The sequence below is a fragment of the Shewanella sp. cp20 genome, assembly GCF_000832025.1.
Taxonomy (GTDB): Bacteria; Pseudomonadota; Gammaproteobacteria; order Enterobacterales; family Shewanellaceae; genus Shewanella.
Window position 1 is genome coordinate 1 of the sequence record NZ_JPII01000005.1, and the last position, 2,452, is coordinate 2,452.

A 2,452-nucleotide genomic window follows, 5' to 3' on the forward strand; every position below is an offset into this window, starting at 1 on the left:
TGCATTGAGATTTAAATCGTTTTCGATTAACTCAATACCTGTGAGTGTCCACACAGATTTCTTGTTTTATCTTGTTAAAGAACGTTCGCCTCATACTGGAGTCCAGCGGGCTAGGGCTGCGTATTCTACGCTTCTCCCTGTCGGCGTCAAGCGCTTTTTTCAAAAGATTTCTAAGTGGTTAATTACTGCGCTATCGCGCTGTAACCACCGGTTTAAAAACTTGAACCGCTTGTTACCTTGACTCGACCAGCTTGCCTACTCGCTTCGCTAAGTAGCGCCGTTTGCCGTGTCAGTGGGAGCGCATTATAGGGAGCCAAATCTTTTGTGCAAGGGCTTTTTTCAATAAAAATGAACTTATTTTTTATACCTGATATAAGCACATCCTTTACACCAATTACGCACACAGTTATCCACAAAGGCATCTGTTTATACGTTTTATCTACCTCATCATTGTTATCGCCCAGATATTCAAACTACCTCAATACTTACCAACGAAAGCCTCTAAAATCTTAAGTAAACCTATATTTCGATGTAACGAGGAAGATGAAACCACCATCTTTCTCAAGTAAAAATTTGGGTAACCGGTAGCTACCTAGCAATCGCGATGTTTTCTCTTGAACAAAACAGATATGCGATAGCGTATTAGGTAACTCAAGCGAGGTTCTAATCCCCATAGAGATGAAATCGAGAGACCAGTTCAACCTCTCTATTCACGACACCAGCATAGAAGACCTCATTTATTCTCCTGCTATAGGGGCTTCACTCTAGATGTGAAAAAGAGTACGGAATAGCAGAAATAGACGGGAGCAAATCTGCTGAGCACTGGAAGGTTCACTCTCTTGCCGATCTGCTAATCAAGAAGAATCAGTCTAGCCTCTCAATTGGCGCTTGGCTTTGCAAGGCCCATATCTGCCTTCATGAATTGTAATAACTGAAATCACCGAGAAACAATGGACTTAACTCTCCATGCTTAATATAAAGCAATTCGAGCAACCACAGACATTGATGTGGAAAGTACGTCATGGGCAGCAGTATAAATATATCTATAGTGATAAGGGGAGTGATTTCCAAGAAACATTTAATCAATGGACATCGGCGGTATAAATTCAGCTTACATAAGCAGATAGCCTTCTTACCTAAAGAACATGGCGAACATGCGCTAATTTTTAAAAAGCTCTATACAAATTACAGCCGCTGGTTGAGGTGACTCATCACTACTCTTTATGAGATCGGCATCATCGACAACGATCTTCAAACCATTCTCTTCGCATGCCCCTCATATATAACATGCATTCAGTACTCTCTTGCCCATATCCGAGTAGGCGAATCAAATCACCAACTATTTATTATTGCCTGGATGCGTATGAGGGAAAAAAGATCTACTTTGAATGCACAGCATCCAAGGGTTTTGCGATACGAGAGGCGGGTTACCACAACCTTCTACTGAGCAGTGGGCGATCACAAGTGGTAACGGAAGTGTCGATATTGCTTGGCATTTGTCGACAAACATAGAAATCAACATTCCTGGCCAATATAGATAACCAACTGCACCAACACTAGCCATCAAACAAAGAAACCTGGAAAGCATGCGGCGACATGTAAAAGGGCATACAGACTGTTCTCAGATGGAGGCAAAAGGCATCACTTATCAAGCAAAGCTTGACGGATGACTGGGGCGCGAAGCAGCTAGGCTGCGAACTGGGGAGCCCGCTCAGCGGTGGGCGACCGCCATGGATGGAGGAAGTGTCGATATTGAAGGAGCATTTATCGACCGACATCGGGAGTAGGCATTCATGCCTACATAAGTGAATAAACCACCTGACTTTAATTAAGGCTGTTTTGAGAGAAAGCGTCGATAATTTCATAAACCCCAAACGCAAAAAAGCCACCTTATTCAGGTGGCTTCTTCACTTAATTAGCGTCTGGAAATGACCTACTCTCACATGGGGAGACCCCACACTACCATCGGCGCGATTGCGTTTCACTTCTGAGTTCGGGATGGGATCAGGTGGGACCACAATGCTATGGTTTCCAGACAAATTTAGTGGTGCTGATACCCAGAATCGAACTGGGGACCTCATCCTTACCAAGGATGCGCTCTACCGACTGAGCCATATCAGCACAAAACTGTTAAATAACTATGCGTCTTACTCTAAAATGCGCTTGGTTATTTTGCTTACACCTTAAAGGTTAAGCGAAATTAGCGCCTGGAAATGACCTACTCTCACATGGGGAGACCCCACACTACCATCGGCGCGATTGCGTTTCACTTCTGAGTTCGGGATGGGATCAGGTGGTGCCACAATGCTATGGTTTCCAGACAAAACTATAAATTCGAAAAGCTGTACTCTTAACTAAGAGTCAATCTGAGTTCGCACTTCAATCAAGTACTTTTGTATTCTTTTGATTCAGTAACCATTACTTACTTTGCAGTAAAAACCCTTTTGGGTTG

At 43.4% G+C, this 2,452-nt stretch carries 1 tRNA gene and 2 rRNA genes; all 3 read right to left on the reverse strand.

Annotated features, from left to right (window positions below):
* Nucleotides 1-1,920: 1,920 nt before the first annotated feature.
* The 3 genes from rrf (DB48_RS00115) to rrf (DB48_RS00125) all read right to left on the reverse strand — a co-directional run bounded on the left by rrf (DB48_RS00115) (nt 1,921) and on the right by rrf (DB48_RS00125) (nt 2,321).
* Nucleotides 1,921-2,036: ribosomal RNA gene (gene rrf / locus DB48_RS00115) — 5S ribosomal RNA — on the reverse strand.
* Nucleotides 2,037-2,045: 9 nt separating this feature from the next.
* A tRNA-Thr gene (locus DB48_RS00120) sits at nt 2,046-2,121 on the reverse strand.
* Between the two features lie 84 nt (nt 2,122-2,205).
* Nucleotides 2,206-2,321, reverse strand: a 5S ribosomal RNA gene (rrf, locus tag DB48_RS00125).
* Nucleotides 2,322-2,452: the final 131 nt, after the last annotated feature.